The sequence below is a fragment of the Anaerolineae bacterium genome, from assembly GCA_016931895.1.
Taxonomy (GTDB): Bacteria; Chloroflexota; Anaerolineae; order 4572-78; family J111; genus JAFGNV01.
In genome coordinates, this window is the sequence record JAFGDY010000300.1 from 1 (window position 1) to 23,530 (window position 23,530).

15 protein-coding genes are annotated in these 23,530 nt (G+C 54.0%); 5 read left to right on the plus strand and 10 right to left on the minus strand.

Annotated features, from left to right (window positions below; genetic code table 11):
• Positions 1 to 255: 255 nt before the first annotated feature.
• Positions 256 to 1,485, minus strand: a complete 1,230-nt coding sequence (locus JW953_23035; GenBank protein MBN1995582.1) for a DEAD/DEAH box helicase — start codon at positions 1,483 to 1,485, stop codon at positions 256 to 258.
• Positions 1,486 to 2,079: 594 nt separating this feature from the next.
• Between JW953_23035 and JW953_23040 the strand changes: the two genes are divergently transcribed.
• The 4 genes from JW953_23040 to JW953_23055 all read left to right on the plus strand — a co-directional run bounded on the left by JW953_23040 (position 2,080) and on the right by JW953_23055 (position 6,807).
• Complete coding sequence (locus tag JW953_23040) at positions 2,080 to 2,577, plus strand: isochorismatase family protein (protein ID MBN1995583.1); 498 nt, start codon at positions 2,080 to 2,082, stop codon at positions 2,575 to 2,577.
• Positions 2,578 to 2,744: 167 nt separating this feature from the next.
• A complete protein-coding gene (locus JW953_23045) occupies positions 2,745 to 5,303 on the plus strand; it encodes a CotH kinase family protein (GenBank protein MBN1995584.1) in 2,559 nt (852 codons plus the stop codon).
• A 28-nt stretch (positions 5,304 to 5,331) separates the two neighbouring features.
• The gene (locus tag JW953_23050; protein ID MBN1995585.1) at positions 5,332 to 6,255 is read left to right on the plus strand and encodes a sialate O-acetylesterase; all 924 of its coding nucleotides are present in this window, start codon (positions 5,332 to 5,334) and stop codon (positions 6,253 to 6,255) included.
• Between the two features lie 48 nt (positions 6,256 to 6,303).
• Positions 6,304 to 6,807, plus strand: coding sequence for a DinB family protein (locus JW953_23055; GenBank protein ID MBN1995586.1), 504 nt, complete (start codon positions 6,304 to 6,306; stop codon positions 6,805 to 6,807).
• A gap of 49 nt (positions 6,808 to 6,856) precedes the next feature.
• On the opposite strand, the gene JW953_23060 is transcribed toward JW953_23055, so the two are convergent.
• The 5 genes from JW953_23060 to JW953_23080 all read right to left on the minus strand — a co-directional run bounded on the left by JW953_23060 (position 6,857) and on the right by JW953_23080 (position 15,664).
• Positions 6,857 to 7,540 (minus strand): O-methyltransferase, encoded by a 684-nt coding sequence (locus JW953_23060; GenBank protein MBN1995587.1) that lies wholly within the window; start codon positions 7,538 to 7,540, stop codon positions 6,857 to 6,859.
• A gap of 75 nt (positions 7,541 to 7,615) precedes the next feature.
• The gene (locus JW953_23065) at positions 7,616 to 8,386 is read right to left on the minus strand and encodes a tryptophan-rich sensory protein (GenBank protein ID MBN1995588.1); all 771 of its coding nucleotides are present in this window, start codon (positions 8,384 to 8,386) and stop codon (positions 7,616 to 7,618) included.
• Between the two features lie 292 nt (positions 8,387 to 8,678).
• A complete protein-coding gene (locus tag JW953_23070) occupies positions 8,679 to 12,284 on the minus strand; it encodes a ribonucleoside-diphosphate reductase (protein MBN1995589.1) in 3,606 nt (1,201 codons plus the stop codon).
• 154 nt (positions 12,285 to 12,438) lie between these two features.
• Positions 12,439 to 12,948: a transcriptional repressor NrdR gene (gene nrdR, locus JW953_23075; protein ID MBN1995590.1), complete on the minus strand. Its 510-nt coding sequence runs from the start codon at positions 12,946 to 12,948 to the stop codon at positions 12,439 to 12,441.
• A 391-nt stretch (positions 12,949 to 13,339) separates the two neighbouring features.
• Positions 13,340 to 15,664 (minus strand): DEAD/DEAH box helicase, encoded by a 2,325-nt coding sequence (locus JW953_23080; GenBank protein ID MBN1995591.1) that lies wholly within the window; start codon positions 15,662 to 15,664, stop codon positions 13,340 to 13,342.
• A gap of 193 nt (positions 15,665 to 15,857) precedes the next feature.
• Here JW953_23080 and JW953_23085 point away from each other — a divergent pair, with 193 nt between their 5' ends.
• Positions 15,858 to 17,489 (plus strand): response regulator, encoded by a 1,632-nt coding sequence (locus JW953_23085; protein ID MBN1995592.1) that lies wholly within the window; start codon positions 15,858 to 15,860, stop codon positions 17,487 to 17,489.
• Between the two features lie 69 nt (positions 17,490 to 17,558).
• Here JW953_23085 and JW953_23090 read toward each other — a convergent pair whose 3' ends face one another.
• The 4 genes from JW953_23090 to JW953_23105 all read right to left on the minus strand — a co-directional run bounded on the left by JW953_23090 (position 17,559) and on the right by JW953_23105 (position 23,296).
• Positions 17,559 to 19,289 (minus strand): protein kinase, encoded by a 1,731-nt coding sequence (locus tag JW953_23090; protein ID MBN1995593.1) that lies wholly within the window; start codon positions 19,287 to 19,289, stop codon positions 17,559 to 17,561.
• 265 nt (positions 19,290 to 19,554) lie between these two features.
• Positions 19,555 to 20,601, minus strand: a complete 1,047-nt coding sequence (locus JW953_23095; GenBank protein MBN1995594.1) for a glutathione synthase — start codon at positions 20,599 to 20,601, stop codon at positions 19,555 to 19,557.
• A complete protein-coding gene (locus JW953_23100) occupies positions 20,598 to 22,517 on the minus strand; it encodes a DUF1704 domain-containing protein (protein ID MBN1995595.1) in 1,920 nt (639 codons plus the stop codon). Before JW953_23100 ends, JW953_23095 begins: the two co-directional genes overlap by 4 nt.
• The gene (locus JW953_23105; protein MBN1995596.1) at positions 22,514 to 23,296 is read right to left on the minus strand and encodes an N-formylglutamate amidohydrolase; all 783 of its coding nucleotides are present in this window, start codon (positions 23,294 to 23,296) and stop codon (positions 22,514 to 22,516) included. The genes JW953_23100 and JW953_23105 overlap by 4 nt, the downstream gene beginning before the upstream one ends.
• Between the last annotated feature and the right edge of the window lie 234 nt (positions 23,297 to 23,530).

A 23,530-nucleotide genomic window follows, 5' to 3' on the forward strand; every position in this document is an offset into this window, starting at 1 on the left:
ATCTTGAAGGCTATGCCCTTTTTACCTAATTGTTCCGTGACGCCCCTACTATATCTGGGGGCTCTCACGGATATTCTGAAAGAGCCAAGAACATTTTGAACACAAGCGAGGGAAATTTTTACCGCCGAGACACAGAGAACACAGAGGAAAAATAACAAAACTCTGTGAACTCCGCGCCTCTGCGTTGTTTAATATCATCTTGACCACTACAGAATATAGAAGAAAACGTGAAAAACTAGGCCATCTGTTGTATGGCTACCGCCCGGCCATCGCCCGCCAGCGGTCGGCCAGGCTGCGCGATTGCGACGTTTGGCGGGCCAGGGCCTCGGCTGAAGGTTTGGCCCACGAGGGGACCGGCACGTTGTAATCAAAACCCGGAAGCGTTTTTCGCTCAATTTTGTAGCCAAGCAAATACTCAATCCGGTAAATCATGGCTTCGTCGTCGGGCGTCACCAGGGTTATGGCGTCGCCATCGGCCTGGGCGCGGGCGGTACGGCCTACCCGGTGCACGTAATCTTCGGCGTGCTCCGGCACATCATAATTGATCACGTGCGAGATGCCTTCCACGTCCAGGCCGCGGGCGGCGATGTTGGTGGCCACCAAAACCTGATACTTACCTGAACGAAAGCCCTCCAATGCCGCTATGCGCTGTGATTGTTTGAAATTGCCATGAATACAGGCCACCGAAATTTTAGCCCGCTTGAGTTGCCGGGTAACAATATCGGCTTCCTGTTTGGTGTCGGTAAAAACCAGCATGCTGCTAATGTCCATCTGTTCCAGCAAGGCGATCAGCAGTTGGGTTTTAAGGTGTTTGGGCACGGGATAGAGGGCTTGCCGGATGGCTTCCGGCGGGCGGGCCAAACCGATCTCGATCATCAGCGGGTTATGCTGAAATTGGCGGGTCAGATTTAAAACAGGGCCGGACATAGTGGCGGAAAAGAGCATGGTCTGGCGCTGCCGGGGCATCTGGTTGACGATCTGTTTGATGTCGGGTAGAAAACCCATATCCAACATCCGGTCGGCTTCGTCCAGCACCAACACCTGTAGCTCTTTGAAATTTATATTTTTGCGCCGCAGATGATCCTGCAAGCGTCCCGGCGTGGCCACAATCACATCAACCCCTCGCCGCAGCTTATTGATTTGAGAACCCATTTTGGCCCCGCCGTAAACAGCCGCAATTTGTATTGGGGTGTGGGCGGCTAAGCTTTTCGCTTCTTCGGTAACTTGGATAACCAATTCGCGGGTAGGCGCCAAAACCACCACCCGGGGATTTTTTGTTTTACCTTGCTCCCGTAACAGTTGCTGTAAAACCGGCAGTAAAAAGGCGATGGTTTTGCCTGTGCCGGTTTGGGCGCAACCAATGATATCGCGCCCTTCCAGGGCAGGCGGAATGGCCTGCGCCTGGATGGGTGTTGTTTGATTATATCCCATGGCCGTTACGGCCTTTTGTAGGGATTTGCTTAAATTCAATTCTGAAAAATACATAGAACTCCTTCGTGTAACTCATAAAAAAACCGCTCCAATTCGTCGAACCGGAGCGGTGAAAGTTGCCAAACCGATTAACTTACAGCAATAGTTATACCAGTTAAGGGGAATTATGACAAATCGTCACCCGGAGTCGGATGTATGTTATTACATCTGGCCGGCCATAAAAGTTGACGAACCTGATTGTTTTGCCGTATCATAGAAGTTGTTGAAAAACAACAATTTAGTTTTACGTTAGGGAGCAAAACATTTTGTCAGGTCAATTACAACAAGCCATTACGCTGATCAAAGCGGGCCACCGGCAACAGGGGCGGCAATTATTAGTTGATCTTCTCAAAACCAATCCCCAATCTGGCCTTGATTATTTTTCCTCCCTGGAGTACTATTATGGGCATTGTTGTGCTTATATTGATTTTGCAAAAAAAGGGTCAAACAAGCCTTTGCTTAATTGGTCAGGCTTTGAGCTGAGAAACTGGAATTAAAACTTTATCTATTTTAGCCGAAGATGGGATTAAAGATCACAGAGGGCCAATCTCTCTATTTTTAATTTCCAAATGCTCCGGTTAGTGAATTCGCATTGCTGGGGAGGTTCGCATGCAGCCAGCCCTATTGGTTATTGACGTGCAAAAAGAGTTCTATAAATTTAACCCCGTTACGGCGCAATCGCTGGATGACGCCATTGAGTACATTAACGCGGCCATCGCTTTATTTAGAGAAAAGAACCTGCCCGTTATATGTGTCCAACACGTGGACGAAGCCGAAAATTTAAAACCGGGGGTGGCGGGTTTTGATGTGCCTGAGGCGCTGAACGTTCTGCCCTCGGATTTACACATTCACAAAACCTACAGTAACTCTTTCAATAAAACGTTGCTGGAAAAAGAGCTACAAACCCTGGGGGTGGATATCGTCATCATCACCGGCTTTTGCGCCGAGTACTGCGTTCTGTCCACCTATCGGGGGGCGGAAGACCTGGACCTGACACCCCTCATCCTGCGCGGCGCATTGGCCAGCGGCGCGTTGGAAAATATCAAATTTGTCGAAAACATCAGTGACCTTATTTCCTATGGCGCGTTGAAAAAAGTTCTGGAATAGAAAGGCTGGATACATTCAGCCCACCCCCCACCCTAATTGTTTCCAGATCCCTTTGGCCTGAAATTTAAGGCTATTGTAAGTGACTGTCACCTGATAAATAAGAAAAAAACAACCATTTTGGGGATAATCCAATCCCCAGCAAACTGTAACCTTTTTTTGGAGGTGAAATGATGGTCATGGTCATTACCGCTACCGTCAACAAATCCGACTACGATAACATGCTCAGCACTTATTGGCTGAAAGAGGATATTGACGCGGATTTGGCAGTGGATGGTGTTTTGTACAAAAAAGGGGAGATCTCTTTTAGAGGTTCAACCACGCTCAGTTTCCCCAAAAAAGGCTTTAAAATCAAGTTTCCCAAAAAAAATCTATTCCAGGGACACACCAAACGCATTGACGTAAGCGCCAGCTACGTGGACAAAAGTCTCATCCGGGAGCGGTTAGCCTTTGATCTCTTTGCCAAAACCAGCGTGGTCGCTTCCAACGCCTGGCATCTGGACTTTACGATTCTGAGCAAGGAAGGCCAACTCCTGGAACGCGGGCTATATACTGCCCTGGACCACGTGGACGAGTACTTCTTTCGCCGTAAGGGGCGCGAGATTGGCACGCTCTACAAAGCGGATGGAGGTTCGGTGAACGGGGTATTAATGGGGGCGGTGCTCGACCCGCAGCCTGAAGCCGTTCTGAAAATCTTATACGACAAACAGAGTACCAAAAATATTGCGGCCCAAAACATCCCGGCCAACCTGTCCCGCATGGCCCTCAACCTGCCCCCCATTGGCGTTATCACCGCCGACGAGTTGGATTATAGCGACCTTGACGCCTTTATTCGCCTGGTCAATAGCTGGGACGCCTACACCATTGCCCGCCACCTGGACGACGTGATGGATGTTGAATCTTATCTGGATTGGCTGGCCGTCAACACGATGGTGCAAAGCAACGATACCTACCATAAAAATTATTTTTTGCACAACCGGGTTGAGGATGATAAGTGGGAGATCATGCCCTGGGACTACGACCTGACCTGGGGGCGCAATTGGAACGATTATTGCGACGGCTTGTGCGACGACCTGTCGGAGGGAACTTCTATCAAAGGTTCTAATCAAATGGCCAACCGCCTGAGCCAGCGCGTGCTCAACAACCCCACCCTGTTCGAGCGCCTCCGGGCCAAAGTTGACCACTTGTTAAAGACGGAATTTGTTGAAGACAAGTTGTTCAACCAGATTGACACCTACTACGCTGAAATCACTGAACTGGCTCATCAGGATACCCGCAAATGGCCAAGCAATGCCGAATTTGATCACGAACGGGACCGGCTGAAAGATTGGATCAGGCGTCGCCGCCAATTTTTGTTCAAAGAACTCAGCGCCGGGCCGCCGCCCGTTGAACGGGCCGATACCATTGTGCTTAACGTGGGCTTTAACAAGGCCAAGCTGGTGGCCGGCGACCAGCTTGGTTTTGAGGCTACCGTGCGCAATATCGGCAACGCCTCTACTGGTGATACGGTAGGGGTGGCCTTTTTGGTTGACAACCAACGCATCACCTTTGGCACGGCGGATGCGCTTGCGCCGGGCGCCGACTGCCTGATCAAGTCGGTCTCCGGTTGGACGGCGCTCGCCGGCAAACATCTGCTTACGGCCGTGGTGGACGACGTGAACCGCTACCCGGAAATTTCTGAGATCAACAACTCGCTTGAGCTTGAATTTTACGTTCAGGCCAAACCGGCCCCGGCCATGAGCGATGTGGTCGTTAAAGACATTGCCTTTGAACGAAATGAAGTGGGCCAGATCAGGCTGGCCGCGCTGGTGGCCAATATCGGCCAGGCGCAAACCGGGGATGTGGTGGGCGTGGCCTTTTTTGTGGACGATGGTTACGCCACCTTTGGCGTCATCCCGCCCCTGCCGGCCGGAGAATCGCAGGCGGTGCGGGCCGTACAGCCGCTCTCTTTGTCCGGTTCCCACAAAATCACGGCCTTTGTAGACGACGTGAATCGTTTCCCGGAGGAACACGAAGAAAACAATACCTTAACCGAACAAATTGATTTTGGCGCGGCCGGCCCCCAATTAGCCGACACAGTGATCCTGAATGTGAGCATGGGCCAGGGACGTTTTAAGGAAGGGGACGAGGTTACCTTTGAAGCAATGGTCCGCAACATTGGCACAGCCATCACCGGCGACCTGGTGGGGGTGGCCTTTCTGGTTGATGGCCGCTACATCACCTTTGGTACTACTGCGCCTATCCCGCCGGGTGAAACCCGCAACATCAGGTCCGTAACCTCGTGGCGGGCGGTGGCCGGTCAGCACCGGCTGCTGGCCATTGTGGATGACGTCAATCGTTATCCAGAAATTTCTGAAACCAATAATCAGTTTGAGTTGGACTTCCACGTGCTGCCGGGCGACGAGGCGCAACTGCCAGATTCCACCATCGAGAGCATTGATTTTGAAACCGATCCATCGGGTCAAATAATCCTGAAGGCCACTGTGTCCAACATTGGCCCTGCGCCCACACCCAATGTAGTGGGGGTCGCCTTTTTTGTAGACGGCCAATACCTCACCTACGGCGTTACCCAACCCATGCCGGCCGGGGCCACCGAAACCATCCGCGCCGTCAAAGCCCTCTCTCTGCACGGGCCTCACACCGTCACCGCCCTGGTGGATGACGTTAATCGCTACGACGAATTGAGTCATCAAAATAATGCCCTAACGCGCGCGATTACGTTTAGCTAAGGATTATCTACATAACCTGAATGGGCCAATGAGGACTAAACTGCCTTTTTATATCAGTCTGCCTGTAACGTTGGCCGTTGGCATGATCTTGGGTGTTATGCTGCAAGCCTACGGTGATCTTAGCGGCACTTTCAGAGAACTATGGAACAACCGTTATGGGCCTTCTTTTTTCCAAAATGAGCCACCCCCGCCAGACATTATCCCTCCCCAGTTTCAAGGCAAACTGGCCCTGTTTATCCTGGCCGGACAATCAAACATCGGCGGCCGCGGCGAAGTGCCGGACGGCCAGCAAACAAACGCAAATGTGTTTGTTTTTGGCAATGATTATCGCTGGAAAGTGGCCCAAGAGCCGGTTGACGATCCCACCAACCAGGTTGACCAGGTATCCCTGGACCCGGACGCCGGTTTTAGCCCGGCCCTGGCGTTTGCCACGTCTCTTTTGGAGAGGCAACCTGAACTGGCGATTGGCTTAATCCCGTGCGCCAGGGGGGGCAGTTCAATGGTGCAGTGGCAAAGAAGCTTAAGTGACCATACGTTGTATGGCTCCTGTTTAAAACGAGTCCGGGCCGCCTCGGTGATGGGCCATGTGGCGGGGGTCCTTTTTTTTCAGGGAGAAGCGGAAGCGATTGCCCCGGAGTTATACCAGGAAACAGCCCTGTTTCCCTATGAGTGGCGGGATAGATTTGAGCTTCTGGTTAATAATTGGCGGGCCGATCTGGCCTCACCTCAACTGCCGGTAATCTTTGCCCAAATCGGCAACCATGCGGCCCCGGATATTTTTGTCAATTGGGAATTGGTTAAAGAACAACAAACATTGGTCCAAATGCCGTATTGTGAAATGATCACCACCGACGACCTGGCATTAAAAGATATGATTCATTTCACCCCAGAGAGTTATCAAATAATTGGGAGCCGGTTTGCCGAGGCTTACCTGAATTTAAGCCAGGAGTAAGCGCTGGTTTTTACCATGGTGAATATAGCCGGTTAGAAAGGACAAAGAATGAATATCAAGGAAGTTATCACCTCTCAATATCTCGCTTCGCTGGAAATGCTCAAGCAGGCTGTGATTAAATGCCCGGAAACTTTATGGCACAATCCGGCAGATAAAAACAAGTTCTGGCACATTGCCTATCACGCTCTCTTTTACACCCACCTGTATCTACAGTCGAGCGAAAAAGAGTTTACGCCGTGGGCCAAACACAGAGAGCACTATCAATTTATGGGACCGTTGCCCTGGCCGCCGCACCAGAAACCGGAAATTGGCGAACCATACGCAAAGGAAGAAGTTTTGGCCTATCTGGAATTTTGCCAGAAACAGGTGCTGGAAACTGTGCCTTCTTTAAATCTGGAGGACGTATCCGGCTTTGAGTGGCTGCCTTTTGGCAAATTGGAGCTTCAATTCTACAACATCCGCCACCTGATGCAACACACCGGCGAGCTTTGCGAACGATTAGGAGCCAGGGCAAACATTGACGTTGACTGGGTGGGGCTGAAACACAGTTAAATACTTTGTCTCACTTTGCTGGGGGGAGGGGGTTTTCCCCAAGGCAAGCCTACCTCCCTGGCCCGTCAGCGGTGACGAGTACGATGGCCAGGCCGTCATATCCTTTGCCCCCCACGGTCTGAATCGCCGTGGCGCTTACCCGGGGTTCAGCGGCAACAAGCTCAAGAAAGCGGCGCACGCCCCGCACATTGGGATCGTTGCTGGTTCGGTCAACAACCGCTCCGCTGCGGACAATATTGTCGGCAATGATCAAACTGCCACGCCGGGAGAGTTTGAGCGCCCATTTGAAGTAATCCGGGTTGTGCGGCTTGTCGGCGTCAATGAAGATCAGGTCAAATGGGCCACGCCCCTCGGCGGCAAGCTGCGGCAGGGTATCCAGGGCCTGGCCCAGGCGCAACTCAACCGTGTGGCTCAGCCCGGCCCGGGCAAAATTGGCCTGGGCGACTGTTGCGTGTTTGGGATCGGCTTCCAGGGTAATCAGGCGGCCATCGGCAGGCAAGGCGCGCGCCAACCAGATGGTGCTGTATCCGCCCAGCGTGCCGATTTCCAGAATAACGCGCGCCCCCTGGATTTGGGCCAACAGAAATAGCAGCTTGCCCTGACCGGGGGAGATATGGTGCACCGGCAGGCCGGCCGCAGCGCTGGCTTGCAACGCCGCCTCCAATGCGGGGTCGGGCGGCAGCAGCAAATTATTAAGGTAGCGGTCAACCGCAGACCATTGATCTTGAGTCATAGCACCTCGATTCACGCGGCGCTCACGCCGTTCAACGCTTGGGCGAATAGCCACCTTTTTTGCAGATGATGGGGTTTATAGGGTTTGCTGTTTGCGCAGCCGCGGAAGAACTATCCCTGCCGCCAAGGCCAGCCCGACCACTGCCGTTGCCGCCCACGCCGCTATGGCCACCAGATGGGGGTTATTATGTTTAACGGCGATGCCCACAAAGGCCCAGATGATGACCGCCATGTAGCCTACATCGCCCCTGGTGAAACCTGCCGCCAAGGCCAGACCTGCCCCGGCCAAGAGCATAACCACTGTCCACGTTTCGGCGCTGAGACCCCATTGCCCCCAATTCAGGTAATCTAACAGGGAGGCGGTATTGGCAATAGTGGCTACCGTGATCCAACCCAGGTAGATGCTGAAGGGCACATGGGCCAACCATTTTTCAGCGGCTGAAACCGCCCCCCGGCCTATCCCCAGCCGCACGTAAACCGTAATCAGCAGAAGCAGCAGGATAACCATTGCCACCAGGGTTAAGGGAAAGTACTCATAGTGCCATAAAAAAAGCCAGGCTATGTTGGCCAGGCAACTTAAGGCAACAGGATACCCGATCCGGCGCAGACGTGGATGCTCTCGCTGCGACGGCAGCGCCTGATAGACGGCAAAAAGAACGAGGCCCAGGTAAATCAGACCCCAAATGGAGAACACGTAACCGGCCGGGACAAAGTACACCTGAAACCGGTCTGAGATTTCGCCCGTTGTTTGGCCGTTCAGGGGCAGCGCGTTGGCCAACCCATTGACCACAAGGGTTGCGGTGACGGCCACAACAACAGACAATTGCCTGAGAAGATATTTGTTCATTTTATCCAGGTCGGCGTGTTTTTTTACGTTTTCAGTGCGGGCCATGTATGTCTCCGTAGGGTGTTTGGAAGGAAGTCTACTCTAATAATAACATCAAATGCCCAAATTTGTAAACAAAAAATCCAGCCTAAAAACTGAATTTAAGGATGATTGAAAGGTTTGGTTGGAGGGACGTTAGTAAACTAACTCTGAAGTAGCAGAAATTGGAATATTTGATTACCCGGCGTCCTGATAAGGTCACAACTTGCCAACCGTAGGGACAAAACATTGTTTTGTCCCTACGGTTTTGTGCTTAACACTCACTATACCCGCACTCCAGGCACTTCTTGCAGCCCTCGATGTGCAGCAGGGTCGCCTGTCCGCAGCCGGGACAGAGATCGCCTTTGAGGGAGAGTTTGAGCTGCACCCGTTCGCCCTCGTCGGGCAGGCCGGGCAGGTCGCCGGTGGAGTTGAAACCCACGTGTTCGGCCAGCACCTGGGCCAGGGCGTCGGGCAGGCTCATGACCCGGTTTTTGCCAAAACCCTGGGCGCGACCCGAGCCGATGCCGCGCAGTTGGGCCACAATATCCTGCACCCGTTCTTGCGGGGTGAGGGGGCTGGGCATGCGCAAGATCAGGCTCACCAAGCGGCCCAGGCCCTCGGCGTCGGCGGCCACGTCGCTGCCGGCTTTGCCCACGTTGATGAACACCTCAAACGGCTCCCGGTCGCCTTCGCCGTTGGCGTTGATGGTGATGTAGGCCGTGCCGATGGGCGTGTTTTTGCGGTAAGTATTGCCGTGCAGGGTGGCCGGGCGCACGCGCCATTGGGGGGGAGACGCTTTTGGCTCGTTGACTTTTTCCTTGTCTTCTTCCTTTAAATTCAGCACCTGCTCATTGCGGGAGCCGTCGCGGTAAATGGTGCCGCCCTTGCAGCCTAACTTGTAGATCAGTTCGTACAACTGGCGGGTTTGTTCTACGGTGTAGTTGTGGGGCGTATTGCAGGTTTTGCTGATGCTAGAGTCTACCCAGCGCTGAATGGCGGCCTGCACCCGCACGTGTTCTTCGGGGGTCAGGTCCATGGCGGTGACAAAATAATCGGGCAGGGGCGCGTCGGGGTGGGCCGTGAGCCATTCGTCGTACACGGTCACCTGCTCCTCGTGCGTGCCCATGCGGCCCGTGCGTTGAAAACTCCAAAAGTAGAAGGGTTCGATGCCGGTGGAGGTGTTGACCATGGTGCCGGTGGTGCCGGTGGGGGCCTGGGTGAGCAGAGTGACGTTGCGGATGCCTTTTTCCCGCACGGCCTGGCGCACTTTTTCCGGCATGCCCTGCATAAAGCCGCTCTGTAAAAACTGCTCCGCTTCAAACTTGGAAAAAGCTCCTTTTTCGGCGGCGTTGCCGGCGGAGGCCAGGTAGGCTTCGGTGGCAATAAACTCGTAGAGCTGATCCAAAAAGGCCACACATTCCGGGCTGCCGTAGCGGATTTTCAGGCGGATGAGCATTTCGGCCAGGCCCATGGTGCCCAGGCCCACCCGTCGCTCGCTGAGTTGCTGGCGCTGGTTATCGTCAAAAAAGTAAGGGGTGTCGTCAATCACGTTGTCCAGGAAACGGACGGCGTAGCGCACGCCTTTGGCCAGACTGTCCCAATCCACCTGGCCATCTTTGACGAACTTGGCCAGGTTCAACGCGCCCAGGTTGCAGACTCCCCAGGCGGGCAGACCCTGCTCGCCGCAGTTGTGAAGTACCAGGCCATTTCCGATGAAAGAGTGGGTAAGCGGTTCCGTAATATCGTAAACGTCTTCAATGCCTTCTGTGAAGATATCTTCTACGGTAACGGTAAACTTTTCCGTGTAGGGGCCACGTTTGCCCCGGGTAATGTAGTGATGTAATTTTTCTTGCTTGTATGCTATCAAAAAACCAATCTCTTCAGAAAACGCGATCATATTTTGTTTGGAAATAACCAGTTCGTGTTGAGCTTCACACCAGTAAGGCTTCATGCCTCCTTTGCCATCAGGCAGGTTTCGATATTCGGCTGTACGGCGATTACGGTAGATACGGCTGACGACGCCAAAATTCAGCAAGACGCGTTGTACATCTTCAAGTAATTCTATTGAGTTAGCCGCAAGTCGAACACTTCCACCCTTTGAGCCGCCATCTTGGAAGCTCCCATCGGCAGTGAAGAGGGCTTGTAAAAAGCCTCGTTGCATTGTTTCTGAACCGTGTAGTACGCTTTCAGGCACACGATGTTTGATTTTGGCGAGACCATGCTCTTGGGCAATGGTGTAAAGGCGGGTCGAACTAAGGCGTGCTTCATCTCGATCTGGTATCTGGGCCGGAGCCACGTGGTAACGACGGGCAGTTGCGGTTATCGGCGCGACCAGTGTGTTGACGTAATCGGCAAACATAGGGGCTAACTCGCGCTTTTCGGGACCGAAGAAAGAAAGAACCGCCTCATTTTGTTTGAGGGTGCCGTCGCCAATTAGCCAGCCCAGGGTACGTCCCAGTTCCAGAGAGCCTTTGGCGCCAAATCCACCTTTACGATTAAGAATGTGAACTTGATCACCGGGTCGCAAATCTTGTAGTTCGATCCATCCACGTGGGGTCATGAGGCGATGGTTTGCGGTTGCCCGGATGTAGTAACCTTCTTTTGTTTGGAGACGATAAACAGGCTTCTTGCCTGTGCGAAAGAGGTGAGAGGCTTTTGCCGTTGTTCCCTGGCGTCCGAAACGGCCATCCACTACAACGTCAATCTCTTGGTTTGAGATAAACAACTCTTCCGCACTGATTAATCCCTCTGAGGTATAAATCAATGTGTCTTTTGTAACACATGGGTTTGTGCAAAGAATAGACGCGTAATACCACGAATTGCTCATTTTGTTGTAACGTTCAACAAAAAAGATGCCCGGCTCGGCGCTGGCCCAGGCGCTTTCGATGATGGTGTGCCAGATGTCGCTGGCTCTAAGGGTTTTGTGAACAATCACGGGCTTGCCCGCGGCCTGCCAGGCGGCCAGGTTGCCGTCCCAGGTTTCGTCGTAACCGGGGTGGGTGGTGTCGGGAAAAACCAAATCCCAATCGGTGTCGGCTTTAACGGCCTCCATAAAGTCATCGGTGATGCCCACGCTGATGTTGGCGTTGGTAATGCGGCCCATTTGGCGTTTGCTGTTGATAAATTCCAGCACGTCGGGATGCCACACGTTAAGAATGAGCATCAGCGCCCCGCGCCGGCTGCCTCCTTGTTCGATCAAGCCGGTGACAAAACTATACAACTCGCCCCACGACACCGACCCGCTGGAGCGGCCATTGACCCCGCGCACGTAAGCGTGATGGGGCCGCAGGCTGGAGAGGTTAATGCCCACCCCCCCGCCGCGCGACATGATTTCGGTCATCTGGGTGAGGGTGTCCATAATGCCGCCCCGACTGTCTTGTGGGCTGGGGATGACGTAACAGTTGTAGTAGGTCAGATGTTGGTCGGTGCCGGCGGCGGTCAGGATGCGCCCGCCGGGCACAAATTTCCACTCGTCCAGCAGCCAGCGGAAGTTTTTCTCCCACTCGGCCTGTTTCTCCGGCGCTTCTACCCGAGCCATGCCCCGCGCCACGCGGTTAAGCATTTCCGAGGGATGGGTTTCCAGAGGTTTGTCAAGGTGCTCAATGGCCCGTTCCACCACTGCCCCATCCCGGAGGGTAATGGTGACGTGCTGGCCGTTAAGGGCGGTCACCGTGCCAATTTCGCGCTGACCGGTTTCCAGGTTGACGGCCACCACCACCGTATCGCCCGGGGTGATGGTTTCTTTTTGGCCGTCCTTCAGGGCGTAACGATCGAGAAAGATTTTTTCCCCCAGGGGGTGCAGAGAATTGGTTTGATGACCATTTTTGCCGGCGTTTACTTTTTGTTGTGGCGTATTTGCTGCGGGTTTGGTCGGCATGTGTTTTGCTCCCAGAAAAATAGTAGGTATAGATATTCAGAAAAAGGTTTTGAATTTTTGCCAGGTAGAGACAGGACAGCGTCCTGTCTCTACCCAAAAAACATTATCCGAACAACTATATAACGTTACCGTTAAATAACTGTACCCATCAGAACTATGTCTCTTCGCCAATGGGCAAGGGAATCTGATTTCTCAATTCCTCTTCCCGGCGTTTGCGGGCCTGGAGGAGTTGGATCTCTTCGGCCATGCTGGTCACGTCGCGGAAGCGGCGGTAAACCGAGGCATAACGCACGTAGGCTACGTCGTCAATATCTTGCAGGTGTTTCATCACCAGTTCGCCAATCTGCTGATGGCTGACCTCGCTTTTGCCCATGGCGTACAGGGCGGCTTCGATTTCCCGGGCGGCGTCCTCGATGGCCGCGCTGGAAACCGGCCGTTTGGAGCAGGAGACCCGCATGCTCTTGACCAGCTTTTCTTTGTCAAACTCTTCCCGCCGCCCGTCTCGTTTAATGACCAGCAAATTCATGCTGGCAATACGTTCATACGTGGTAAAACGTTGATGGCATTGATCGCACTCGCGGCGGCGGCGGATGCCATCCGTGACCTCGCGGGTATCAATAACCCGGATATAAGTGCTGGATGCACCACAAAATGGACATTTCATTGGATAGCCTCTTTCCTGACGTATATTTACATAATAAAAAGTGACGCGGCGAAAAACAGCCCAGAGTTACCTGGCAATAGCAGGCGCCTTTACCCACCTCAACTCAATTTTAGGTGTCGGAAATAGTCAGAGTTAATATCGGGGGCAAAACTTAAAGGGGGAAATGGATAGACAACCAAGGTGTTCCCATAACCTTGATTGTTGCGTATCACAGGTAAACGGTAAGGTCCCATCTTCCCCCATTTAACATAAAACAAACAAATAAGCCACAATATATAGTGGTATTACTACTCTACCTACAATATATTGTACCCAAAAACCGAATCAAGTATACACCTTTTTTGCTCACTTGACAAGGGGGATTCGGAAAACTTAACCTTAAAATACCGGGTTACGCGCGCAACAGCGATTCCAAAATCCAAATCGCGGCCCGTTTGTCTAACGGCTCGTTGTTGTTGCCGCACTTGGGGCTGTAGATGCAACTGGGGCAGCCGTCGTCGCAAGGGCAATCTTTAATGGCGGCCAGGGTGGCGGCCCAGAGATCGGCCAGTAAATTAAAGCCTTGTTCGGTAATGCCCACGCCGCCGGGGTAACCGTCGTAAATAAAAATTTGAGGCTTTTCGGTATCGGGGTGCATGGGGGTAGAAAGGCCGCCAATGTCCCAGCGGTCGCACATGGCAAAGAGGGGCAGCAGGCCAATGGCGGCGTGCTCCACCGCGTGCAGGCCGCCCATAAAGTCCCAGCCGCGACGGGCCAGGTGTTTGGCCCATTCAACAGGCACATCCCACCACAGGGCGCGGGTTTCAAAGGTGTTGGTGGGCATCTCCAGGGGCGTTTCGCCCAGGTTGGCCTCGCTGAACTGGCGAACGCGTTTGTAGCCCACCACCTCCTGGGCCACCCGGACCGCGCCCCAATAAACCGTGGCCATTTTTAGTTGCCGGTGGCGCAGCGAACGGATGATGTGAATGTCGCTCAGTTCGCGGGGTTGGGTGTAATAATCCACGCGGGCCGGCACCAACACGGCTTGCCCTTTTTCCAGGTTGAGTTCGGTGACCAGGTAGCTCTCGCCCTGGTGCATATAAATGGCGCCCGGATGGACCCGGCTGTAAGCCGAAACCTCGTCCATTTCTTCCAGCCGCTTGAATTTTTTACTGCCGTCTACCAGGGCCACCGGCCTGCGGCCAATACTGCGAATGCTGACCCGTTCGGCCGGGTAGTCTCGCCCCCGGTAGTGCCATTTGTCTTGTTCCGCTTGATAGGTAAGCACGCCGCGTTCTTCCAGGTTGACCATCGCCTCCACAAACCCCCGTCCAAACAAAATTTCATCCGCCGGGGTGAGGGGGTGTTCGTGCGCGGCGCAGGGCAGGTGTTGTTCCAGGATATACACGTTGCCCGGATCAATCAGAGCATGCTCGTGGGGGCGGCCAAACAGTTGGGCCGGGTGACGCATAAAGTATTGGTCCAGGGGATTATCCAGGCCCACCAGCACAGCCAGCGAGCCGCTTTTGCCGCGCCCGGCCCGCCCGGCCTGCTGCCACAGGCTGGCCACCGTGCCCGGATAGCCCACCGACACGGTGGCGTCCAGATTGCCCACGTCAACGCCCAATTCCAAAGCCGAGGTGGCCGTGACGCCGGTCAATTGGCCCTGAAATAGGGCCTGTTCAATCTCGCGGCGCTGTTCGGGCAAATACCCGGCCCGGTAAGAGGCCAGACGATCTTTGAGTTCCGGGTCGGTGCGGTTCAGGGTTTGGCGGGCGTAGTTGAGGATCAACTCGGCCACAACGCGGGCTTTGGTAAACGTGATGTTGCGGACATCCCGCCGGGCCATCTCCACAAAAAGATTGGCCGCTTCGCTGTTGGGGCTGCGGCGAGCTGTTTTTTTGTCGTCCAGGAAAGGGGGATTCCACAACACAAATTGTTTGGGCGCGCGCGGCGAACCGTCGTCTGCCACCACCACGGGCTTGCGGCCGGTCAGGCGTTTGATGTGTTCGCCGGGGTTGGCGATGGTGGCCGAACAGCAGATGAATTGGGGTTGGCTGCCGTAGAGTTGGCTCAGCCGGGCCAGCCGCCGAAAAACAACGGCTACATGGCTGCCAAACACGCCCCGGTAAATGTGGGCTTCGTCCACCACCACAAACTTTAAGTTTTTCAAAAATTGACCCCAGAGGGTATGATTAGGTAAAATACCAACATGCAGCATGTCGGGATTGGTCAAAATGATGTGGCCCTCGCGGCGCAACCGGCCCCGGCTGCTCTGGGGCGTGTCGCCGTCGTAGGTGCCAAAACGAGGGACAGTCATGGAAGGCGCATTTTTAGGAGCCGGGGCCGTCTGTTTCAGATGGCCGACCATGTTCTTTAAAACTCGCAGTTGATCCTGGGCCAGGGCTTTGGTGGGAAAAAGGTAGATGGCCCGGGTTTGAGCGTTGAGCAAAATAGCTTCCAGAGCAGGCAAATTGTAACAGAGCGTTTTGCCGCTGGCCGTGCCGGTGGCCACCACGACATCCTGCCCGGCCCGAATGGCGTCAATGGCTTGGGCCTGGTGGCTATAAAGGCGGGCGGTGCCGCCGGCTTTAACGGCTTCAACCAGGGGGCGCAGCAAGGGCCGCTCCAACAGGGTGTATTGGGCGCTCCGCGCGCTAATCCGTTCCACGTGGGCTATTTGATCCTGGTAAAAACTCTGTTCTTTTAAGTGCTTAATAAAGTCCGAGGGATTCATAGATGGGTATGCTCAGACGAAATTTTACCATGAGTAATGACGAACGACCAACGACGAACGACGAAAACTGGTCGTTTGTCGTTCGTCGTTGGTCGTTCGTCATGTTAGCATTTTAGTACTGTTGGCGTAGGTCGGGTTTGTCGGTACAATGTGAAAGATTAAAAACCTTCCTATCAGTTTGGGCAGAGGTTTTATGCCGCCGTTAGAAACTATTATTATCATTGGGGCTTTAATAGGGTTGCTGTTGCTGCTGCTCGTGGGAGCGGTGGCCTTTTTGGGGTGGCGACGCCGGATTAAAAAACAGGCGGCCAAGAAGAAACAAGCGGCCAGGAAGCAGCAGGTCAAAAAACGTCAAGTAAAACCAACTGCCTCTCCCGCCGGAAAGGTGGCGCAATCGTCGCCGGCCAAACCGGAGACGCCAACCCCGGCGGATCCACCCCCTGCCTCTGCTCCGGCCATCCCTGCGGCCGGTAGAACCGTTCCGGGGCGGCAACCGGAGGCCGGCGCCTCTCCTCCGGCCTCGGTGATTGGCCCCACTCCTGCCTCTGCCCCGGCTTCGCCTAAACCTATTGCGGCCAGTCCAACCGGTACGTCTGACGAACGAATCCGGATTTTGGTGGTTGATGATAATCCTGATACCCGTGAAAATGTCAGCCGGTTGCTCTATTTTGAAAATGATATAGAGGTGATTGGCCAGGCCCACAACGGACGGCAGGGCATTGAGATGGCCATTGAGCTAAAGCCGCATATTGTGTTGATGGATATTAACATGCCCGACATGGACGGCATTACGGCTACGGAAAGAATGTCTGTTGAATCGCCGTATAGCCAGGTGATCATCATGTCGGTGCAGGCTGAACAGCATTATATGAAGCGAGCTATGGCTGCCGGGGCCAGAGACTTTCAGCCCAAGCCGTTTACGTCGGATGAATTGATCAGTTGCGTGCGGCGGGTTTATGGAATTGGGAAGCCTATTTACCAAAAAATAGAAGCGGCGGCAACGGCGCAAGCGCAATTGGCCGCCCGGCCCAAATCAAAATTGGCGCAGAGTGAGGCGAGTACCCCGGTCATTGCCGTTTTTAGCCCCAAGGGGGGCATTGGCGTGTCGGCCATTGCGGCCAACCTGGCCGTGGCATTGCAACAAATGCAAGGCGACGTGGTTTTAATGGATGGTGATTTACAGTTTGGCGATATTTCGGTGCATCTTAACGTGCGCCCCACCCGCACCATTAGCGATATAGTGCATGACGGTGAGCTAGACATCGAATTGTTGTCGGAAGTAGTCTTGCCCCATCACTCAGGGTTGAAGTTATTATTGGCACCGCCTGAGCCGCAGTTGGCCGACACCATTCTGCCCGACATGCTGCCCGAAGTGGTCAAAGGTTTGAAGAATCTGTTTAAGGCAGTGGTGGTGGATACCTGTAGTCAACTGACCGATATTACGGTAAATATCTTGGAAAAGGCAGATTATATTTTGGTTATCACCTCTCCCGAGTTGCCGGCCATTAAAAGCGTCAAGTTATTTCTTGAGTTGGCCGGTCGCCTTGAATTTGCCCCCAACCGATTAAGCGTGGTTATTAACCGGGCGCAGATACCCGGCGGGGTGCGGCCTGATCAAATAGGCAAGGTGTTGAAATTGTCCCAACAGCCCTATCTTGTCCCCTACGACCCCCGGATATACATGGCTATGTATAAGGGCGCGCTGGTCAATCAACAAGATTCAAGCGCGCCGTCGGCCCAGGCGATTGCCCGTTTGGCTGCAGAGGTGTGGCAGAAACTGGCCGTTACTGAAGAAGAAACGCTGCCTGTGGTGGAGATGGCCTGAGTAACAGCCTTTAACATCAAAACCCCCTAACGGGGGTTTTATCTGGCAACTGTTGTAGACTTACTTTGCCTATTCCTCAAAGCGTTCCAACATTCTGGTGGCCCGATCCCTGACAAAGGCCGGCGCCCGCTGGTCGCGGACCAACTGGCGTAATTCTTGGATAGCCTCCTGTCTTTGGCCCTGGTGGAAAAGGTAAATGGCGTTGGCCAAACGCGCTTCTGGGCTGAGCGGGTTCAGGTCTAAAGCTCTATCCAGGGGCGGCCTGGCCGCGTCAAAATCATCCATCATCATCAAAGCCAACGCCTGGCCGGCATAAGGCGCCGGTTGGTCTGGGATGAGTTCAACCAGTTGGTCATAGGTCTCCAACGCAGCTTCTGGATCCTCGCTGAGGAGGTATTCTTCGCCTAATTTCAGGTAAGCCGCCGGTTCTTCGGGATTGTTTTCCACGGCCTCTTCAAGCACAGCTAACCCTTCATCGGGTTCTCCGGTACGTTTCAAAACCTCGCTCAAGCCAAAATAGGCGGGCAGGTATTCCGGCATAATTTCAATGGCCTGCTGAAACAATTCAATGGCTTGTTCCGGCTGGCGGTTTTCCATGGCCTCCAGCGCTTGCCGGGTTAATTCGGTTGCTTCCAGATATTCCGGGCTATCGGCCTCAAAGCCGGGCGGAGGGGGCGGCAAGTCGCCTGGTTGGGGCAACTCGCCGGGCGAAGGCGGTTGTCCCGGTTCTCCAGGGAGAGGAGGCGGTTGTTGGTTTCCTGACACTTGCGTGGGCGCAGGCCGTCCATCCGGGGGCGGCGGTGGATTTTGGATTCTATTTTGCCGTAGCCGTCCAAATAGCAGGGCCGCTGCCAGGCAAGTGCACAAAACCAGAGTGATCCCCCCGGCCCATACCCACCAGGGGACAGCTTTCTTTTTGCCTGGGGGAGCTACCTCCGGTTTTGTTTCGGCCACCGTAGGAACCTGGGCCACCGCAGCGCCCAAAGTGGTTTCTAAGGCAGCCAGCAAATCATTAACCTTAGCATAGCGGTCGTTAGGGTCTTTAGCCAGGGCTTTGAGCAACATTCGTTCTATGGCCGGGTCAATATCCGGGTTGATGGAACTGGGGAGCGGCAGGGGGGTGTAAATGTGGTCATGCACCGTGGCAAAGGGGGTGTCGGCGCTAAAGGGCACCCGGCCGGTGAGCATTTCATACAGCACCACGCCCAGCGAGTAAATGTCGGTCCGGCCATCCAAATTTTTCATGCCCTGGGCCTGTTCCGGGCTGATGTACTGGGGCGTGCCCACCATCATGTCCTGAGAAAGCGTGCTTTCTCCCGCCTCAACCATCCGGGCCAGGCCAAAGTCGGTAACAAACACGCTGCCATCTTTGGTGACCATGATGTTGCTGGGTTTGATATCCCGGTGCAATACCCCTTGGTTGTGCGCGTAAGTTAGCGCCTCACAAACCGGGCGAATCAGGCGCAGTACGTCTGCGGCAGGCATCGGCTGGCCATTCATTTTGGGTTTGAGCGTGTCGCCTTCCACAAATCGCATAACCAGGTAAGGCTCGCCCTTATGCTCGTTGAAGTCGTAAACCGGGATGATGTTGGGATGTTCCAGTTTGGCCACAATCCGGGCCTCGCGTTTGAAGCGTTCAAAAAATTGGGGGTCTGCTTTGAAGGCCGGGTGCAATACCTTGATAGCCACGTAGCGATCCAGCGCTGGATGGTAACTCTTAAAAACGGTAGCCATGCCGCCGCTGCCTAACTGCTCTATAACGCGATAAGGGCCGACGTTTTCGCCGGGGGTAATGGTCATGGGCTTAAACCTTCTTTCTTGAAGTGTGAGTTTTTAACATATCTTACTATATAGAGGCGAAGACTTCAATAAGCAATTGTTGCTATAGATATTCTGTCATTGTTCACTTTGTCCCCCCATGCCATGACGAGCCGGAGGCGAAGCTGCCCCATCTCGGCATTGGAGACTGTTTTGGGCTGCGCCCTCGCAATGACATGCCCGGCAGGTGAATAGTTACGGTGTTCTATCCGTTATTGACAATGCGAGAATTATAAAGTCACCGGCCTTAAAGCGTGGCCATCTCGATATTGTCAAAATTGCGCTCGTAATAGCTCATATATTGTACCTTACGCTCCAAAGCCTCGATGACGGCCACCGTAAAATTCACCTTTTCAAATTTCTGGGCGCTACCCAGTCCGCCGGGGCTGAAGACGTTAATCTCCATAAGTTTATTGCCCACAATATCCAGACCCACCAGGAACATGCCATCCAGGGTGAGTTTTGGGCGGACAATTTCGGCCACTTTGAGCATCTCGTTGGTCACGGCAACGGGGGCGATGGTGCCGCCGGCATGCACATTGCTGCGAATGTCGTCGCCGCTGCGGACCCGGCGAAATGCGGCGTATTTGCCTTTGTAGCGCAGGGGTTGGCCGTTCATTAAAAACAGGCGGGTATCTCCTTCGGCCGCCGCCGGTAGATACTCTTGGGCTATCACATACCCGTCCCGGCTCACGGCTTCGACCATTTGATTGAGATTAGACATATCATCCGGCCTGACCAAAAATACGCCCTGCCCCCCGGAGCCTTGCAGGGGTTTTAACACAATATTGCCCCCCTGCTGCCGGGCAAAACGCCTGATTTCGGCGCGGTCGCGGCTGATGAGGGTGCGGGGGCGCACCGCTTCGGGGAAATGTTGGAAATACATTTTGTTCATGGCTTTGGCCAGGCTGTCGGGGTCGTTTAAAACAATCACGCCGTGTTCTCGGGCCACCCGGCCAAAAACAATGCCGGCTGAAGGCGCCCAGGGGCGAGTGCTGGCATCTTCGGCCGGGTCGTTGCGCAGCATCAAAATGTCCAGGTCGTCTACGCTAATGCGCTCGGTTTTGGCCTTGATCCCTTGCAAGGCCCGCAAATAAGAGGCCGGGGTGGTGTATTTTTTGCCCGGCGCCGAACGAGCGCGCCCGCGCACCTGCCCATTGGGTTCATAAGATAGATCGCCCACGCCCATCACCCAGGCCTCGTGGCCCCGGTTGACGGCCGTCATACCCAGGCGAGTGGTGGTGTACCCCTGTTTTTCGGTCATAATGTCGTTGACCACAAACCCTATCCTCATTTTTTGCTCCTTTTGATGAGATCAAGCACGGTTAAGCCGTTGCGTAAACGCACAAACTTTTCGGCAGTTCGCGGATTTTCCATATAACGGGGTAGCAGCGGCGCCGGATGAAGCACCTCTCGCCATTGTAATTCCCGAATCAAGGGAATGTCGGCGGCAGTGATTTTGCCTACAAACAACGGTTCCAGCACGCCGCCTCGTTTGAGATAATCTAGCAGGATGACCAGACCTTTCAGGTAAACAGCATCTTTGGTCAGGCCGCCGCCCCGGTAAACCCGCATGGTGATGATGTAGGCCGTCCGCTGGGCAAAGCCGTATTGGCGAAAAAGTTCCTGGAAGGTGTCTATGAATGAGGCCCCTTCAATTAAACGCCGGGCAGCCAAGACCCGGCCGGCCAGCAAACGTAAGCGTGGCCGGCTCAAGCCGTCTACCATATATTCCGATAAGACGGCCAGGCCCTCTTGCAAGGCTTCGTAGCCGGCCAGGCCGGTATAGAGTTGTTGAAAAGGTTGAGCGCGACCGTTGAAATAAGTGAGAATGTGGGTGCCTACTTCGTGTTGCAGTAGGGCCTCCACTCTGGGCACGGGAATTTGAGTTCGGTTACTAATGAGCAGGTTGCCGTGCGATACCATCAGGCCGGTAATATCGTCTCGTATCTGCACGGCGGCAGTGACGCCAGGATAGATATTCCGGTAATATTTTACTTCATCTTTGGCTCGATTGGCAAACGTTTGGGCGTCTACATATCCGCCCGTTCCGTCCCGGCTGCGAGGGGAGATTTGCTCCAGGAGCGAGACGGCCAATTGATACAGGTTGTCGTCTACTCCGCCATAAACTTGCAAACTGCCGTAAACAAATTTACGCGTGTCCCGGTCTAATAACATGGTCAACTGCCGGTCGAGTTCGCTGCGTTTCTGGCGGAAGAGATAGGCCAGGGTAGGGTCTTCCACCCGTTCGATGTGAATGGAATACAGTTTGCGTTTGAGCAGGGCCGGGTCCATGGGGAGGGGGCGATAATGAAATATGGGCGGGCGTTGAAAATGGCGGCGTTTGAAGAGTTGCCAGGCGGCATGGACGTTGACCGGCGTTACCTGCAACAAAAAATCAAACGAATTGCTGATCTCGGCCAGTTGCCGGTCAACGTTCCAAACGGCTTTCACCACAGCCCGTCGCCCCAAAACTTGATGGGTGGGGGGGCGATGCGTGGTTTGCACCCGCATAAACTCAAAAAAGGCTCGTTTGAGGGCGTGGGCCAGACTACGGTGTAATGCCTGTAACACCACCGGGAATAGTTCGCCGGTTTCGGGGTGACGGTAAATTGGCGCTACTTCAAGGCCAACAATAAAGCAGTTCAAGGCTCGCGCCCGGCCAGCCAGGAGCAGGGGTGACATCCCCCGGGGCGAGCGTTTGCGCGCATAAACTACCTCAACTTGAGCGGTCCGCTTGAGAATTTTGATTTTTTTTAACGATTCAGCCAAAGCCTCAACGGTCTTAACCGGCGATTGGGTTTCGGAGGTCAATACTCGAAATGCAGGGCGGGGTTTCAGATAATCGCCCGGCGTCAGTTTGTGGTTTTCCGGGGCAGCCCAGATTTCTACAATTAAAAACGCGCCAAACTTGGCCGACAGGGTTTGGGCCACATTGTCAACCAGTTTGGCCAGGCCGGGCTTGAGTTGTTTGGTGGCCTTTGCCTGGAGGTAAGACGCCTCGCCCAAGACCAGTTGGTCGGTACCGGGATCGGCGCGGTTTGATGGGCGGCGATAAACAACCAAAAAAGGTAACTGCCGGTCAATGTGCAGGCGTCCCCACTGGGGTAGATTGCGGCGCACCCGCTTGTTTTCGGCCAGGCGCTGGCAGACGGTTTTGCTAAAACGAAGGGTTATGATACGACGAGACGATGGTTTGGTTTGGCTCATAGTTGGGGCAATAGTTCCAGGATACCCGGCACGGTAGATTGTAATGCCTGGCGGATGGCTTCCAGTTGAAGTTGGTCCGGTTGGCCGGTCCACTCGTCCATAAAAAATTTTTTGAATTCGATGGCCAGAGCGCAGCCGGATTCGGGAAAGGTTTGGTGAATCCAGCGAGAAAAGTAACCGCCCTGAAATTTGATATTTTCCCGCACATCAAGCTGGCGACCCAAAAAATCAAAGGTCCGCAGGTCGGCCATAAAACGGTTTATCAGGGGAGCCCAACGGGCGCGGTTTATGGTGCCGGTGCCGATATTGACCTCCGGGTTTTGGACGGGGTTGGCAGGGGGGCCATCCGGCCCGGCGCGACGATGGTTGTAGGTGTGCAAATCAAACACCACAAAGCGGCCAAAGCAGTTTGCCAGATAGGTTAAAATAGGCTGCACTGCGGCGTAAAAAGCATCATATTGCGCCAGCGAGCGGGCAATCATATTGGGCGGGGGGGGAGTTTGCCAAACCTGCAACCCCCAGGCATCTTTGGGTTTCAGATAAACCGCTTTTTTCCTGGGCCGGTTCAAGTCTACCTCAAAGCGCGAATGAAAAACCACAATTTGGGTATCGGCCATGGTGACCCATTGGCCGGTAAAGGGGTCCTCCTCCCGGAGGCGGTCCAATTCTGTCAGGGCAAATAAATTGGTTACCTCCTCTCGTGCGGCATGCCCATGATGAATGGCTGCGGCTACCAGCGGGCTGTTACCTTGTTGGAGCGTCCAGAGCGGGTCAGACATACCGGCCTCTATAATGTGAACTTAAAATGACCGGCCTTAAAAGTGTCGGTCATCTTTAAACCTTATCTTACACCGAGTGTTTTTATTTAGTCAATCCAGGTGGGTCGGGTCAATTCCATTTTGGGGGCAATAGACCTTAAAGGTTCTATGAAGATTAAATAATTATGGATACTGTTGGCGAATTTATGTAAAGCAACAAGGTCAAGGCCAATATGACAAATACTCCAAAACGAG

Excerpts from the sequence above, each read along its gene's own strand:
- JW953_23085 (MBN1995592.1), top strand. The coding sequence starts at position 15,858 with ATGCCGCCGTTAGAAACTATTATTATCATTGGGGCTTTAATAGGGTTG.
- nrdR (MBN1995590.1), bottom strand. The coding sequence starts at position 12,948 with ATGAAATGTCCATTTTGTGGTGCATCCAGCACTTATATCCGGGTTATT.
- JW953_23070 (MBN1995589.1), bottom strand. The coding sequence starts at position 12,284 with ATGCCGACCAAACCCGCAGCAAATACGCCACAACAAAAAGTAAACGCC.
- JW953_23060 (MBN1995587.1), bottom strand. The coding sequence starts at position 7,540 with ATGACTCAAGATCAATGGTCTGCGGTTGACCGCTACCTTAATAATTTG.
- JW953_23090 (MBN1995593.1), bottom strand. The coding sequence starts at position 19,289 with ATGACCATTACCCCCGGCGAAAACGTCGGCCCTTATCGCGTTATAGAG.
- JW953_23105 (MBN1995596.1), bottom strand. The coding sequence starts at position 23,296 with ATGTCTGACCCGCTCTGGACGCTCCAACAAGGTAACAGCCCGCTGGTA.
- JW953_23040 (MBN1995583.1), top strand. The coding sequence starts at position 2,080 with ATGCAGCCAGCCCTATTGGTTATTGACGTGCAAAAAGAGTTCTATAAA.
- JW953_23050 (MBN1995585.1), top strand. The coding sequence starts at position 5,332 with ATGAGGACTAAACTGCCTTTTTATATCAGTCTGCCTGTAACGTTGGCC.
- JW953_23035 (MBN1995582.1), bottom strand. The coding sequence starts at position 1,485 with ATGTATTTTTCAGAATTGAATTTAAGCAAATCCCTACAAAAGGCCGTA.
- JW953_23080 (MBN1995591.1), bottom strand. The coding sequence starts at position 15,664 with ATGAATCCCTCGGACTTTATTAAGCACTTAAAAGAACAGAGTTTTTAC.
- JW953_23055 (MBN1995586.1), top strand. The coding sequence starts at position 6,304 with ATGAATATCAAGGAAGTTATCACCTCTCAATATCTCGCTTCGCTGGAA.
- JW953_23065 (MBN1995588.1), bottom strand. The coding sequence starts at position 8,386 with ATGAACAAATATCTTCTCAGGCAATTGTCTGTTGTTGTGGCCGTCACC.
- JW953_23045 (MBN1995584.1), top strand. The coding sequence starts at position 2,745 with ATGATGGTCATGGTCATTACCGCTACCGTCAACAAATCCGACTACGAT.
- JW953_23100 (MBN1995595.1), bottom strand. The coding sequence starts at position 22,517 with ATGAGCCAAACCAAACCATCGTCTCGTCGTATCATAACCCTTCGTTTT.
- JW953_23095 (MBN1995594.1), bottom strand. The coding sequence starts at position 20,601 with ATGAGGATAGGGTTTGTGGTCAACGACATTATGACCGAAAAACAGGGG.